The sequence below is a fragment of the Streptomyces humidus genome, from assembly GCF_014649655.1.
Classification (GTDB): Bacteria; Actinomycetota; Actinomycetes; order Streptomycetales; family Streptomycetaceae; genus Streptomyces; species Streptomyces humidus.
The window spans coordinates 83,489-97,941 of record NZ_BMTL01000016.1; the positions used below are offsets into that span (position 1 = coordinate 83,489).

Consider the following 14,453-nt stretch of genomic DNA (forward strand, 5'->3'; position numbering starts at 1 on the left):
GCGCTCCGGTGGGAGGATGGGCGGGAGGCGACCGGGACCCAGGGGGGCCGGAGGCGACGTCATGACGTTCGTACAGCTCATCGACTGCAGGACCAGCCGGTTCGACGAGATGGACCGGCTGATGGACACATGGGTCGAGCGGACCCGGGGGAAGCGGACCGCGACCCACGCGGTGGTCGCCAAGGACCGCTCCGACGACTCGCACTTCATCGAGATCGTGGAGTTCCCCTCGTACGAGGAGGCGATGCGCAACTCCAACCTCCCGGAGACCGGCAAGGTCTTCCAGGAACTGGTCGCCCTGTGCGACGAGATGCCGACGTTCACGGATCTCGACGTCGTACGGGACGAGCAGTTGTACGCGCGGACGGCACGGCTGTTCTTCGACACGATCGGCGCGCGCGGCGAGCTGCCGCCGCTCGACGGACTGATCGCCGAGGATTACCACGACCACGATCCGGCCAACCCGCAGGACACCATGGGGATGGACGCGATGCGTCGGGCGATCGAGGAGTGGCGCGGCGGCTTCGACTACGCCTTCACGCTCGAAGACCAGATCGCCCAGGGCGACCGGGTGTGCAACCGCTGGACCTGGCGCGGCGCCCACAAGGGCGACTTCATGGGGATCCCGGCCACCGGCAGGACGGTCACGATGACCGGGACGACGGTCTTCCGGTGCCGGGAGGACGGGAAGATCGTCGAGGCCTGGTGGCAGTACGACCGGCTCGGCCTGATGGATCAGCTGGGGGCGCTGGACGCGCTGGAGCAGTAGCGGGCCGGCGGCCGCGGGAGCGGCGGACGCACGCCGAGGCCCGGCGCCTCTTGTCTGCAGGACGCCGGGCCTCGGTACTGCCGTGGGCAGCGACGTGCTACGTCAGTGGGAGTGACCGTGGCCGTGGCCACCGGCGGCCGGCTCCTCCTCTTCCTTCTTCTCGACGACCAGGGTCTCGGTCGTGAGCAGGAGGGAGGCGATGGAGGCGGCGTTCTCCAGGGCGGAGCGGGTGACCTTGACCGGGTCGATGACGCCGGCCTTGACCAGGTCGCCGTACTCGCCGGTGGCGGCGTTGAAGCCCTGGCCCTTGTCGAGCTCGGCCACCTTGGCGGTGATGACGTAGCCCTCGAGGCCCGCGTTCTCGGCGATCCAGCGCAGCGGCTCGACGACGGCGCGGCGGACGACCGCGACACCCGTGGCCTCGTCACCGGTCTTGCCCAGACCGTCCTCGAGCACCTTGGCGGCGTGGACCAGAGCGGAGCCACCACCGGAGACGATGCCCTCCTCGACCGCGGCGCGGGTCGCGGAGATGGCGTCCTCCAGGCGGTGCTTCTTCTCCTTCAGCTCCACCTCGGTGGCGGCGCCGACCTTGATCACGCACACGCCGCCGGCCAGCTTCGCGAGGCGCTCCTGGAGCTTCTCGCGGTCCCAGTCGGAGTCGGTGTTCTCGATCTCGGCCTTGATCTGGGCGATGCGGCCGACGACGTCCTCGGAGTTGCCGCCGCCGTCGACGAGGGTGGTGTCGTCCTTGGTGACGGTGACGCGGCGGGCGGAGCCGAGCACGTCGACGCCGACCTGGTCGAGCTTGAGGCCGACCTCCTCGGAGATGACGGTGGCGCCGGTGAGGACGGCCATGTCCTGCAGCATCGCCTTGCGACGGTCGCCGAAGCCCGGGGCCTTGACGGCGACCGCGTTGAAGGTGCCGCGGATCTTGTTGACGACGAGGGTGGAGAGCGCCTCGCCCTCCAGGTCCTCGGCGATGATCAGCAGCGGCTTGGAGGAGTTGGTCTGGATGACCTTCTCCAGCAGCGGCAGCAGGTCGGCGATCGAGGAGATCTTGCCCTGGTTGATGAGGATGTAGGGGTCCTCGAGGACGGCCTCCATGCGCTCCTGGTCCGTCACGAAGTACGGGGACAGGTAGCCCTTGTCGAAGGCCATGCCCTCGGTGAAGTCCAGCTCCAGACCGAAGGTGTTGGACTCCTCGACGGTGATGACGCCGTCCTTGCCGACCTTGTCCATCGCCTCGGCGATGAGCTCGCCGACCTGCTGGTCCTGGGCGGACAGCGCGGCGACGGCGGCGATGTCGGACTTCTCGTCGATCGGGCGGGCGGTGGCCAGCAGATCCTCGGAGATGGCCTTGACGGCGGCGTCGATGCCCTTCTTCAGGGCGGCCGGGGAGGCGCCCGCGGCGACGTTCCTCAGGCCCTCGCGGACCAGCGCCTGGGCGAGCACGGTGGCGGTGGTCGTACCGTCGCCCGCGATGTCGTTGGTCTTGGTCGCCACCTCCTTCACCAGCTGCGCGCCGAGGTTCTCGTACGGGTCGTCGAGCTCGACCTCGCGGGCGATCGTGACACCGTCGTTGGTGATGGTGGGGGCGCCGAACTTCTTGTCGATGACGACGTTGCGGCCCTTGGGGCCGATCGTCACCTTGACCGTGTCGGCAAGCTTGTTGACGCCGCGCTCGAGGGCGCGACGGGCGTCCTCGTCGAACTTCAGGATCTTCGCCATGGGAGCGGTTCAGCCCTCTCGGAAAGCGTGGGAGAAACGAACTGCGCCCCCAGCGCCCGGCTGCACAGAGTAGCGGGGGCCAGGGGCGCAGTTCACTGCAAAACTGGGTGAATTACTTCTCGATGATCGCGAGGACGTCGCGAGCCGAGAGGACGAGGTACTCCTCGCCGTTGTACTTCACCTCGGTGCCGCCGTACTTGCTGTACAGGACGACATCGCCGACCTTGACGTCGAGCGGCAGGCGCTCGCCGTTCTCGAAGCGACCCGGGCCCACCGCGAGGACGGCGCCCTCCTGGGGCTTCTCCTTCGCGGTGTCCGGGATGACCAGGCCAGAGGCGGTGGTCTGCTCGGCGTCGAGCGGCTGGACCACGATGCGGTCCTCGAGCGGCTTGATGGCAACCTTGGAGCTGGTGGTCGTCACGATCCGACCTCCCCCTTCGGAGATCTCACGGGGTTAACTGTCTGAGGTGGCGACCAGGTGGATCCGTCGTCGCGGGTGCCGGACCTGCCCGTCGCTGTGTTGGCACTCTCCAGTGGTGAGTGCCAGAGCTGAGACTATGACCGGGATTAGCACTCGGTCAAGCGGAGTGCCAATGCCCGCGGCGCGTCGGCCACATTTCCGGCCCGGGCGAGTGCCCCTGCCGCCCGGCTTCCAGGCGGGCCCGCACCGGGGGCCGGCGGCTCCGGCCCCCGGCTCAGGGCCCCGAGGCGTCCTCGTCCCACACGCCGGACGGGCTGATGCTCCCGAGCCGCACCGCACCGCGCCCACCGAGCCAACCGAGGTCCTACAGGTAGTCCTCCAGGCGGGCCACCGTCAGGCCCTGCTCCTGTACCTGCCGCAGCAGGCGCGTCGTGCGCTCGCGCAGGACCGGGCCCGTCGTCTCGTCCGGGGCGACGGCGATGATGTCGCCCGGGCGCAGGCGGTGGGGACCGTGGGCGCGGGTGAGGCCGGTGGGACCCATCGCGGCGCGCCACAGGACGAGGGCCGTGATGCCGCAGTCGGCGGCGGCCCGCCGGGTGGTGGCGTCGTAGGCGCCGTAGGGCGGGCGGAGGAGACGGGGACGCAGGCCGAAGCGGGAGCGGAGCTTGTCCTGCTGGCCGCAGATCTCGGCGCGCTGGCCGGCGTAGGGCAGACCGCGCAGGACCGGGTGGTCGAGGGTGTGGTTCTGGATGCTCGCGCCGACCGACCGCAGCCGGGCGAAGTGCGCGTACCCCGGGCCGACCACGCTGTCGGTGAGGAACATGCTGACCGGCAGGCGCAGTTCGCGGACCATGTCGACGAAGCGCGGATCGCGTTCGGCGCCGTCGTCGTAGGTGAGGAAGACGACCTTGTCGGTGGTCGGGACGTGGTCGAGGACCGGCGGGAGGCCCGTTCCCGGACTGCCCGGCAGGACACGGGCGGGGTGGGCCGGCGCGGGAGCCGGCGGAGCCGTCAGGCCCCAGCGGCGGTACGGGGCGGGGGCGGACTCGCGCACCTGCGCGGCGGCCTTTCTGCCCAGGCGTTCGATCGGGTCGACGGACTGGGCGCAACCGGTCAGGGTCGCCAGGACCAGCAGGACGGCCGTCAGCCCGCGCGCCCTCACAGGTAGTCCTCCAGCCGGGCCACCGCGTAGCCCTTCGACGTGACCTTGTCCACGAAGCGGCGCACCATGTCGGGCATCGTGCCCTTCCATTCGCCGCGGCCGCGGAAGTGGGTGAGGACGATGTCGCCGGGATGGAGGTCCTGGTCCGACTCCCGGTACTCCCAGTGGTCGACGAAGACCTCCTCGTCCCAGAGCGGGGCGTAGCGCACGCCGCAGGACTTCGCGGCGCGCAGGGTGTCCTGGTCGTAGTTGCCGTACGGCGGCCGGAAGAGGGCGGGACGGTCGCCGTAGCGCTCGCGGAGCACCTCCTGCATGCCGCAGATCTCGCGCTTCTGGCGGGCGTAGGAGAGGGCGGGCAGGTACGGGTGGTGGAGCGTGTGGTTGTTCAGGGTCACCCCCAGGTCCCGCATCTTCTTGAAGTAGCCGTAGTCGTCCTTGATCAGGAAGTTGCTGAGGAACGCGGTGTACGGGATCTTCAGCTCGCTCATCATGCGCAGGAACGCCGGGTCCTTCTCGGCGCCGTCGTCGACGGTGAGGAAGACGACCCTGTCCTCGGTCGGGACCGTGGTGAAGACCGGCGGCAGCCCGAGTTCCTCGTGGTCCGCGACCTCGAATCCCCTGCGGGTGGTGATCTCCGGCTTGCGCGCGGGCGGCGCCGGGGGCGTCAGCGGGACCTTCCGCAGGCCCCAGCGCCGCGCCGCCGCGACCTGAGCCTGCCGGGCGGCGCGGAGCCGGCCGGCGTACGCGTGCAGGGCGCGCGCCGCCGGCGCCTCCGGCGGCGCGGCCTTCTCGGGCTGCTGGCCCGCAGCGGGGCGGAGCGAAGCGCCGCCGCCCCCGCCGCCGCCCCCGGCGCAGCCGGACGCGAGGGCGGTCAGCGCGAGGACGGTGAACGCGCCGAGGATTCCCGTACGCCCGCGGCCGCGTCGGATTCCCGTACGGCCGCCGCCCCGTCGGATTCCCGTACGCCCGCGACCCCGTCGGATTCCCGTACGACCGCACCGGCGCGGCCCCTGAGAACAACCGCGGTTGTCATCATTTTGTACGACAGATCCCATGGCGCCGGATCCTCGCAGCCGTCGTCCCGGAACCCGGACCGACACCGCCGCCGGGCGCCCACCATCCACCGACTGGCCCACACCGACCGCCGCATGCGCCCACCCGGCCGGCGGAGCGCCTTCTCACGGCGGCCGGTGGAGCCCCCCGACCGGCGGGGCGGGCGGCTGGCCGACAATGGCGGGGTGAACGTCCTCGCCCCGCTCCTCACTGCCGAGGGCCGCGCCCTCCTCGACGCGGTGCGCGGCACCGCGCCCGCCGACGAGCTCGCCGTCGCCACCCGGCTGCGCCGCGAGCACCCCGCCGACCTGGTGTCGGCGGCCCTCGGACAGGCGAGGCTGCGGCAGCGGGCGGCGGTGAAGTTCGGGGCCGAGGACGCGGACCGGATGTTCTTCACCCCGAACGGCGTGGAGCAGTCGACGCGGGCGAGCGTCGCCGGCTACCGGGCCGGGCGGATGAGGGCCCTCGGCGTGACCTCCGTGGCCGACCTGTGCTGCGGGATCGGCGGCGACGCGATCGCGCTCGCCCGCGCCGGGATCCGGGTGCTGGCCGTGGACCGGGACCCGGTCACGGCTCAGGCGGCTCGGGCGAACGCCGAGGCGCTGGGGCTGAGCGAACTGATCGAGGTGCGCGAGGCGGACGTCACCGAGGTGGACACCGGCGGCTACGACGCCGTGTTCGTCGATCCGGCGCGCCGGGGCGGACGCGGTCGGGTCTTCGACCCCGAGGGCTACTCGCCGCCGCTGTCCTGGGCGGTCGGCGCCGCCCTCGCCGCGCCCCGCGCCGCCCTGAAGATCGCCCCCGGCGTGCCGCACGAGGCGATCCCGGCCGAGGCCGAGGCCGAGTGGATCTCGGACGGCGGGGACGTGAAGGAGGCGGTGCTGTGGTTCGGGACCGGCGACCCGGGCGCCGTCCGGGCGACCCTGCTGCCGGGGCCGCGGACGCTGCTCGGCAGCGGTCTGCCCGACCCGCGGGTGCGCCCGGTCGGCAGGTACCTGTACGAGCCCGACGGCGCGGTGGTCCGCGCCCATCTGGTCGCCGACGTGGCCCGTGAGGTCGACGGCGGGCTGATCGACGAGACGATCGCCTACGTCACCGCGGATGCCCTGCGCCCCACGCCGTACGCCACCGCCTATGAGATCACCGATCAACTCCCCTTCAACGTGAAGAAGTTGAAGGCCCTGCTACGGGAACGCGGGGTGGGGATCCTGACCGTGAAGAAGCGGGGGTCGGCGGTGGAGCCGGAGGAGCTGCGGAAGAAGGTGCTCACCAAGGGGCAGGGGCCGCACTCGGCGACCGTCTTCCTGACCCGGGTGGCGGGGGCGCCGACGATGCTCGTCGGCGCCCCCGCCGGGCCGGACGTCACTGCCGGTGGAGCGTCCTGAGCGGTGCCAGGTTCGGCTGGACGCCGATCCGGTCGGGACGCTGCACCGCGGCGTCCGAGGCGTCGGCGCCCGCGCCCGCGGCGAGGGCCCGCGCCGACGTGGCCGCCGGGACGAGGCCGTTGTAGTACGGGCGGTACGTGAAGTAGGCGCTGCCCGCGCTCATCGAGGCGCCCGCGGTGTTCAGCTCGGCCTGGGCGAGCGAGCCGGTGCCGCCGAAGCCCACCATCGAGTTGACGGAGGCGCTCTCGCGCACGAGGTAGCTGTTCACCTCGGGCGACAGGGCGGTGGCGCTGCTGCTCCACAGGAGGGGGCCGAAGACGTTCACCGCCGAGGCGGCCGACACGCCGTCGCGCCAGGCGCCGGAGTAGGCGAGGCCGGTCATGTTCGGCGCGGTCCACCAGAACAGGGCGATGGCGACCGAGAGGGACCCGTCCGTGGTGCCCGAGATCGGGTAGTACGAGTACGTCGACGGCCACCGCGGGAAGCTCGTGTGGGTCAGCGCGTACGCCGCCGCCGAACCGACCGGGATGATCATGGTCTTGTCCGGGTTGAGGCTGTTCAGGTACGACTGCACCGAGGCGGTCAGCTTGTTGCCGTTGGTGAGGACGACGCCGGCCGCGCTGGCGGAGCCGTCTGAGCCGGCCGCGGCCGCCGCCGAGAGGGCCGCGCGGTACTCGGTGCCGCCGGCCAGGAAGACGTACTTGGGCGCGGAGGTGATGGTCTTGCTCACCGTCACCGAGGTCGCGTACCGGTCCGCGCCGGTCAGCCGCACGGGGACGTAACCGAGCGCCTTCACCTGGCTGGCGACCGCGTTGTCGAGGACGGACGCGCTGCCGACCAGGTACACGGGCTTGCCCGGCGCCAGCGTCCGCTTCAGTTCGTTCTTCGTCGTCGACGAGAGACCGGTCTTCTGGGTCATCAGCACCGGGCCCTCCTTCCGGCCGGCCAGGGCGGGCGCGGTGACGGCGTAGGCCGGGTCGTCCTGGTTGACCAGCACGGCGGACTTGGCGTTCATCAGGCCGGGCTCGCTGTGGCCGACGGTGTTCCAGGTCCAGCGGGAGGAGGCGGTGGCGGTGAGGTAGGCGTTGGCGCCCCAGACCCGTCCGGTGCTGTTCTTGCGCAGGGGCTGCCAGCTGGGGTTCCCGACACGGCTGCTGTTCGTCGCGTCCGTGACCGGGGTCAGCTCGCCGGTCGCCGTGTCGACGTACTCGACGGTGTGCACGTCGTCGCTGTTCGGCGAGGTGTGGGCGTCGAAGACGATCCGCTTGCCGGTGGGCGACCAGGACGGGGCGGCGTAGCGGCGGGGACCGGTGGTGAGCTGCTTGACGTCGGTGCCGTCGGCCTTCGCCGTGAAGATCTGCGGGTTGCCGTCGGTGTCCTTGCGGACGAACGCCAGCTTCGTCCCGTCCGGGGACCAGGCGGGCTGCTCGGCGTCGGCCAGCGCGAGCTTGACCGTCTTGGCGGCGGCGTCGTAGAGGTACACGCCCGCGGCGGCGTCGCAGCTTCCGGCACGGCGCTCGAACGCGACCAGTCCGTTGACGTTCACGCTCGGCTCGGAGTCGCAGACGGTGGCCGGCTCCAGGTTCGCCGGCAGCAGCGGACCGGGCGCCCAGGAGGCGTCGGAGGGACCGTAGGCGAGCTGGCCGCCGCTGGCGAAGACGACGTAACGGCCGCCGTTCCAGAACGTCAGGTCCTCGTACGGGGCGCTGGAGCGCAGGCCCTGCGCCCACGGCAGGGTGATCTTCTTGGTGCCGTTGGGCAGGACGCTGGAGATCTGGCCCGACACGCTGAGCAGACGGCTGCCGTCGGGCGCCCAGGTGGCGTAGCTCCCCACGTTGGGGACGGAGCTGGTCTTGCCGGTGACGGGGTCGACGAGCAACCCGCCGTCGTTGAGGATCTTGCCTTCGGCGCCCGGCCAGGGCCCCGCGTCGTCGGCGACGGCGCCGGGTGCGGTGGCCAGGGCGCCCGCCGTGGCGAGCACGACCGTGGTGGCGAGCGCCGCGGCGCGGCGGCGCGTGAACAGTCTCAAGTTGTGGACCCCCGGGGATCACGTGATGTCGCATGATGTCGATGGAGCCGCGCGCGGGCCGGGTCGGCGTCGTCCCCCGTCGCCAAAACCGTCGGCCGCACAGTCGTTGCACAGCGGCCGGACCACTCTAGGCCGCCACAGACCCCAAAGGGAACGGATTTACGGCCAACAGACGTTCGACACAGCGGAGTTCACGAGAACTCGCCCGCGTCGCCGGACATCGGCGGGCGTCGGCGGAGTTCCGGGTGCGGGGATTACCGGGTCCCCGGGTTCCGCTCCCGGGTGGCCTCAGGTCCCACGGCAGGCCTCGGCCCGCTCCCTCAGCAGTTCCCGCTCCCGCTGGTTGCCCGTCAGCTCCGCCGCCCGTTCGAACTCGGCCCTCGCCTCCGCCGGCCTGCCCAGGCGCAGCAGCAGGTCGCCGCGGACGCTGGGGAGGAGGTGGTACCCGCGCAGCGCCGGTTCGGTGACGAGCCCGTCGACGATCTCCAGGGCCGGTCCCGGGCCCTCCGTCATCGACACGGCGACGGCGCGGTTGAGTTCGACGATCGGGGACGGCGCCCGGACGGCCAGCAGGCCGTACAGGGTGGCGATGGCCTCCCAGTCGGTGTCCCCGTAAGTGCGGGCGCGGGCGTGGCAGGCGGCCACGGCGGCCTGGAGGGCGTACGGACCGGGAGCGCCCGTGGAAGTGGCGCCGGCCCGGTCGAGGGCCGCGACGCCACGGGCGACGAGCATGCGGTTCCAGCGGCGCCGGTCCTGGTGCTCGAGGAGGACAGGCCTGCCGTCGGCGGCGGTGCGGGCGGCCGTGCGGGAGGCCTGGAACTCCAGCAGGGAGGCCAGAGCGTGCACCTCCGGCTCCTTCGGCATCAGGGCCGCCAGCTGCCGGGCCAGCCGCAGCGCGTCCTCGCACAACGCCGGGCGCAGCCAGTCGTCGCCGGCGGTGGCCGCGTACCCCTCGTTGAAGATCAGGTAGATCACGTCGAGGACCGAGCCGAGACGGGCCTCGCGGTCGGGTCCGTACGGCACCTCGAAGGCGACGTTCCTGGTGGCCAGGGTCTTCTTGGCGCGGACGATGCGCTGGGCCACCGTGGCCTCGGGGACCAGGAACGCGCGGGCGATCTCGGGCGTGCTCAGTCCGCCGAGCAGGCGCAGGGTGAGGGCGATGCGGGCCTCGGCGGACAGCACCGGGTGGCAGGCGGTGAAGACGAGCCTGAGCAGGTCGTCGTCGATGGCGTCGGGATCGGCCGGCTCCTCCGGCAGGACCGCCTCGTCCAGGCTCCGTCCGATCTCCCGGAGCTTGCGTGCGTAGTTCTCCCGGCGCCGGACCAGGTCGACGGCGCGGTGCCGGGCGGCGGCCGTGAGCCAGGCGCCGGGATTGTCCGGCACGCCGTCGCGCGGCCACTGTTCCAGCGCGGCCACCAGCGCGTCCTGCGCCAGTTCCTCCGCGATCCCGACGTCGCGGACGACCCGGGCGACGGCGGCGATGACCCGGGGCGACTCGAGCCGGAACACGGTCTCGATGGCGACGCGGGGATCCGGGGCGACGCGGGCATCCGGGGCGGACCGGGAGTCTGAGGCCGGGCCGCCGTCCGGGGCCGGGGCGGGCGGGGGGTTCGAGGCGGGCTGTTGTTCCACAGCCCCCCATCGAACACCCGCCGGGCCCGCGGACCAAGGAAGGCTCAGCCCTCCGCGATCTCCCGCACCTCGCAGGTCACGGTCCAGAAGTCCTCGTGGACCTTCAGGAACCGCTTCGTCCACTCGATGGCCTCCGCCCGGTCCTTGCACTGCATGATCGCGTAGCCGCCGACGGCCTCCTTGGACTCGGTGAAGGGCCCGTCGGTGACGGAGATCCTGCCGCCCTCGTAGTGCACCCGGGCGCCCTGCGAGGTGGGGGTCAGCCCCTCGGTCTGCAGCATCACACCGGCCTTGGTGATCTCCTCGATCAGCTCTCCCATCCGCTGCATCAGCTCGGGGCTGGGGCCCTCGGCGGGTGCGGCGGCCTCGTCGATCCTCACGAGCGACAGGTAACGGGGCATGGTGACTCCTCCGGTCAGGTGAGCCGGGTCCTTCCCGGCCTCTCACCCCTGCGTCGAACGGGAGCGGCCCGGATCGACACCCTCGCGGTGGAATCTTCGAGAATCCCAGCCGGGTTCTCCGTCGGGAGGTCCTGGAGGATCTCATGGCGCAGCTTTCCGAAAGTTTCGGTCATTCAGCCGATTGACTTCGGTGGAGTCCGGAGGTTCGCGTCACGCCCCGTCGACACGCCGACTTCCGGCCACTCCCCCGCTCTCGGCTTCGCTCGAGCAGGGGCCCCCGTCCCGGACGCCGCCCTCAGCGGCCGGCGGCGCTCCGGTGCTCGTGCGCACCACCAGGCTGGTCGCCAGTTCCACCCGGGTCGCCGTCGGCGCCTCCTGCGACGTCGACCGCGCCAGTTCGAGGACCAGCCGGGCGGCCGCCTCGGCCATCTCCGTCAGCGGCTGCCGCACGGTCGTCAGCGGCGGCCCCACCCAGCGGGCCACCGGCAGATCGTCGAAGCCGACCACGCTGACGTCCTCCGGGATGCGCAGCCCCAGCTCGCGCGCGGCCTCGTAGAAGCCGAGGGCCTGGAGGTCGTTGCCGGCGAAGACGGCGGTGGGCCGGTCGGGGCGGTCGAGGAGCTCGCGGCCGAGGCGGTAGCCGGTCTCGTGATGGAAGTCGCCGGTCTTGATCAGCGAATGGTCGACCGGCAGGCCGGCCGTCTCCAGGGCGGCCCGGTATCCGTCGATCCTGGCGCGGCTGCACATCATCTGCGGCGGCCCGCTGATCGCCCCGATCCGCCGGTGCCCCAGCTCGACCAGGTGCCGGGTCGCGGCGAGGCCGCCCTGCCAGTTGGTCGCCCCGATGGACGGCACGTCGGCGCCCGGGTCACCGGCCGGGTCCATCACCACGAACGGGATGGACCGGCTGGTCAGCAGCGCCCGCTGGGACTCGTCCAGCCCGGACAGCACCAGCACGACGCCGTGCGGGCGGCGGGCGGCGACCTGGTCGGCCCAGGTCCGCCCAGGGGTGAGCCGCCCCGCGCTCTCGCTCAGCACCACGCTCAGCCCGGCGTCCCGGGCCACGTTCTCCACGCCCCGGATGACCTCCATCGCCCAGGCGCTCTCCAGCTCGTGGAAGACCAGGTCGATCAGCGGCGAGCGGGTCGCCTCGGCCCGGCGCCGCCGGTAGCCGTGGGCGCGCAGCAGTTCCTCGACGCGCGTGCGGGTGCCGGGGGCGACGTCGGCCCGGCCGTTGAGGACCTTCGAAACAGTCGGTGCCGATACGCCGGCCTCGCGGGCGATCTCGGCGAGAGTCGCGGTCTGTGTCGGCCGCGCTTCTGTACGCGTTTCCACGGGCTCCGAGGGTGTCATGGCGGCGATCGTATCGCCACGCGACCTCTTGACGAACCTGGTAGGACGCCATAGGTTCCCGGAACATTCGAAGTACATGTCGAAACATTCGTTCAACTTCGTACAGGATCCCCGGATTCGCTGGCCCTCTGGTGGCTCACCGACCTCTGACAGGAGTTTCATGACCACCGCCCCCTGGCGTGACCCCGCCCTGCCCGCCGCCGCCCGCGTCGACGACCTCCTCTCCCGGATGACCCTCGAGGAGAAGACCGCCCAGCTGTACGGCGTGTGGGTGGGCGCCGCGACGGACGGCGGCGGAGTCGCCCCCCACCAGCACGACATGACCGCCGGTCCCGCCGAGGACTTCGACGAGCTGATCACCCGCGGGCTCGGCCAGCTGACCCGGCCCTTCGGCACCGCCCCGGTGGAGCCCGGCCTCGGCGCCCGGGCCCTGGCCCACGCCCAGCGGCAGATCGCCGCGGCGGGCCGCTTCGGCATCCCGGCGGTCGCCCACGAGGAGTGCCTGGCCGGCTTCACCGCCTGGCGGGCCACCGCCTACCCGGTGCCGCTGGCCTGGGGCGCCGCCTTCGACCCGGCGCTGGTGGAGGAGATGGGCCGGGCGATCGGCCGCGACCTGCGCGCGGTCGGCGTCCACCAGGGTCTGGCCCCCGTTCTGGACGTCGTCCGCGACCCGCGCTGGGGACGGGTCGAGGAGACGATCGGCGAGGACCCGTACCTGGTGGGCACGGTCGGCACGGCCTACGTGCGCGGACTCGAGTCGGCCGGGGTCGTCGCCACGCTCAAGCACTTCGCCGGGTACGCCTCCTCGGCGGGGGCCCGCAACCTGGCCCCCGTACGGGCGGGCACCCGGGAGTTCGCGGACGTGACGCTGCCCCCCTTCGAGATGGCGCTGCGCGAGGGCGGCGCCCGCTCGGTGATGGCGGCCTACACCGAGCGCGACGGGGTCCCGGCCTCCGCCGACCCCGAGCTGCTGACCCGTCTGCTGCGGGAGGAGTGGGGCTTCACCGGCACGGTCGTCGCCGACTACTTCGGCATCGGCTTCCTGCAGACCCTGCACCGGGTGGCCGGCACCCCCGCGGAGGCGGCCGGGCTCGCCCTGGCGTCGGGTGTCGACGTCGAGCTGCCCACGGTGAAGTACTACGGCGCGTCGCTGGTCGAGGCCGTCCGGGCGGGCGAGGTCGCGGAGGAGCTGGTGGACCGGGCGGCCCGCCGCGTGCTGCTCCAGAAGTGCGACCTGGGCCTGCTCGACGAGGACTGGCGGCCCGAGACCGCCGAGTCGGTCGACCTGGACACGGCGGCGAACCGCGGGCTGGCCCGCCGGCTGGCGGAGGAGTCGGTGGTGCTGCTGGACAACCCCGACGGGCTGCTCCCCCTCGCCCCCGACACCCGGATCGCGGTGGTCGGCCCGCGGGCGGCGGACGCCCTGGCGATGCTCGGCTGCTACTCCTTCCCCTCCCATGTCCTCCCCCACCACCCCGACGTGGAGACGGGCATCGGGATCCCGACCGTGCTGGAGTCGCTGCGGGCCGAACTGCCCGACGCGAAGGTGACGTTCACGGAGGGCTGCGCGGTCTCCGACCCGGACACGTCCGGCTTCGCCGAGGCCGTCGCGCGCACGGCGGAGGCGGACGTGTGCGTGGCCGTCCTCGGCGACCGGGCCGGACTGTTCGGCCGGGGCACCTCGGGCGAGGGCTGCGACGTGGCCGACCTCGGTCTGCCCGGCGTCCAGGGCGAGCTGCTGGACGGGCTGGTGGCGACGGGCGTCCCGGTCGTCCTAGTCCTGCTCACCGGCCGCCCCTACGCGCTGGGCCGCTGGCACGGGCGGCTGGGAGCGGTGGTGCAGGCGTTCTTCCCCGGCGAGGAGGGCGGTCCGGCGGTGGCGGGAGTGCTGTCGGGCCGGGTCAATCCCTCGGGCCGCCTGCCGGTGAGCGTGCCGCGGGTGCCGGGCGGCCAGCCCTGGACCTACCTCCAGCCGCCGCTGGGCCTGGCGGGCGAGGTCAGCAGCCTGGACCCGACCCCGCTCTACGCCTTCGGCCACGGGCGCACGTACACGGCGTTCGCCTGGGAGGACTTCACCGGCCCCGACGCGGAGATCCCGACGGACGGCTCGTACGACCTGGCCGTCACCGTGCGCAACACCGGCGACCGGGCGGGCACGGAGGTCGTGCAGCTCTATCTGCACGACCCGGTGGCGAGCGTGACCCGTCCCGACGTCCGCCTGATCGGCTACCGCCGGCTGGAGCTGGCGGCGGGCGAGTCGGCGCGGGTCGCGTTCCGCTTCCACGCCGACCTGTCGGCGTTCACCGGCCTCGACGGCCGGCGGATCGTCGAACCAGGGGCGCTGGAGCTGCGGTTGGGGGCGTCCAGCGCGGACGTGCGGGAAGTGGCCCGGGTGCGGCTGACCGGACCGGCGCGCGAGGTGGGCGTCGAGCGGCGGCTGCACTGCGACGTGGAGGTCGCGAGCGACTGAGCTGCGGCTGAGGGGGCCCGTACGGGAGAGGGACCCGTACGGGCCGGGGG

Annotated in this window: 11 protein-coding genes; 3 read left to right on the forward strand and 8 right to left on the reverse strand. The window is 72.7% G+C overall.

What is annotated here, in order from left to right:
• The first annotated feature begins 61 nt into the window (after positions 1–61).
• Positions 62–769: an ester cyclase gene (locus tag IE239_RS19705; RefSeq protein ID WP_190150688.1), complete on the forward strand. Its 708-nt coding sequence runs from the start codon at positions 62–64 to the stop codon at positions 767–769.
• Between the two features lie 102 nt (positions 770–871).
• Here the strand turns inward: IE239_RS19705 and groL are convergent, their stop codons facing one another.
• The 4 genes from groL to IE239_RS19725 form a co-directional block, all read right to left on the reverse strand.
• On the reverse strand, positions 872–2,497 hold the full coding sequence (gene groL, locus IE239_RS19710) for a chaperonin GroEL (protein WP_190150689.1): 1,626 nt from the start codon (positions 2,495–2,497) through the stop codon (positions 872–874).
• Positions 2,498–2,609: 112 nt separating this feature from the next.
• Positions 2,610–2,918 carry a co-chaperone GroES gene (gene groES / locus IE239_RS19715; protein ID WP_020132158.1) on the reverse strand — a complete coding sequence of 103 codons (309 nt, stop codon included), beginning with the start codon at positions 2,916–2,918 and terminating at the stop codon, positions 2,610–2,612.
• Positions 2,919–3,282: 364 nt separating this feature from the next.
• Positions 3,283–4,080, reverse strand: a complete 798-nt coding sequence (locus IE239_RS19720; protein WP_229878197.1) for a polysaccharide deacetylase family protein — start codon at positions 4,078–4,080, stop codon at positions 3,283–3,285.
• Positions 4,077–5,135, reverse strand: coding sequence for a polysaccharide deacetylase family protein (locus IE239_RS19725; RefSeq protein WP_190150691.1), 1,059 nt, complete (start codon positions 5,133–5,135; stop codon positions 4,077–4,079). The genes IE239_RS19720 and IE239_RS19725 overlap by 4 nt, the downstream gene beginning before the upstream one ends.
• A 183-nt stretch (positions 5,136–5,318) precedes the next feature.
• Between IE239_RS19725 and IE239_RS19730 the strand changes: the two genes are divergently transcribed.
• Positions 5,319–6,518 (forward strand): class I SAM-dependent methyltransferase, encoded by a 1,200-nt coding sequence (locus tag IE239_RS19730; protein ID WP_190150692.1) that lies wholly within the window; start codon positions 5,319–5,321, stop codon positions 6,516–6,518.
• Here IE239_RS19730 and IE239_RS19735 read toward each other — a convergent pair.
• The 4 genes from IE239_RS19735 to IE239_RS19750 all read right to left on the reverse strand — a co-directional run bounded on the left by IE239_RS19735 (position 6,496) and on the right by IE239_RS19750 (position 11,933).
• Positions 6,496–8,547, reverse strand: coding sequence for a cell wall-binding repeat-containing protein (locus IE239_RS19735; protein ID WP_229878198.1), 2,052 nt, complete (start codon positions 8,545–8,547; stop codon positions 6,496–6,498). The two genes, IE239_RS19730 and IE239_RS19735, sit on opposite strands and share 23 nt — an antisense overlap.
• 288 nt (positions 8,548–8,835) lie before the next feature.
• A complete protein-coding gene (locus IE239_RS19740; RefSeq protein ID WP_190150693.1) occupies positions 8,836–10,179 on the reverse strand; it encodes an RNA polymerase sigma factor in 1,344 nt (447 codons plus the stop codon).
• Between the two features lie 44 nt (positions 10,180–10,223).
• Positions 10,224–10,580, reverse strand: coding sequence for a YciI family protein (locus IE239_RS19745; protein WP_190150694.1), 357 nt, complete (start codon positions 10,578–10,580; stop codon positions 10,224–10,226).
• 210 nt (positions 10,581–10,790) lie between these two features.
• The gene (locus tag IE239_RS19750; RefSeq protein WP_229878199.1) at positions 10,791–11,933 is read right to left on the reverse strand and encodes a LacI family DNA-binding transcriptional regulator; all 1,143 of its coding nucleotides are present in this window, start codon (positions 11,931–11,933) and stop codon (positions 10,791–10,793) included.
• Positions 11,934–12,093: 160 nt separating this feature from the next.
• On the opposite strand from IE239_RS19750, the gene IE239_RS19755 reads away from it, so the two are divergent.
• A complete protein-coding gene (locus IE239_RS19755; protein WP_190150695.1) occupies positions 12,094–14,403 on the forward strand; it encodes a beta-xylosidase/alpha-l-arabinosidase in 2,310 nt (769 codons plus the stop codon).
• Positions 14,404–14,453 lie beyond the last annotated feature (50 nt).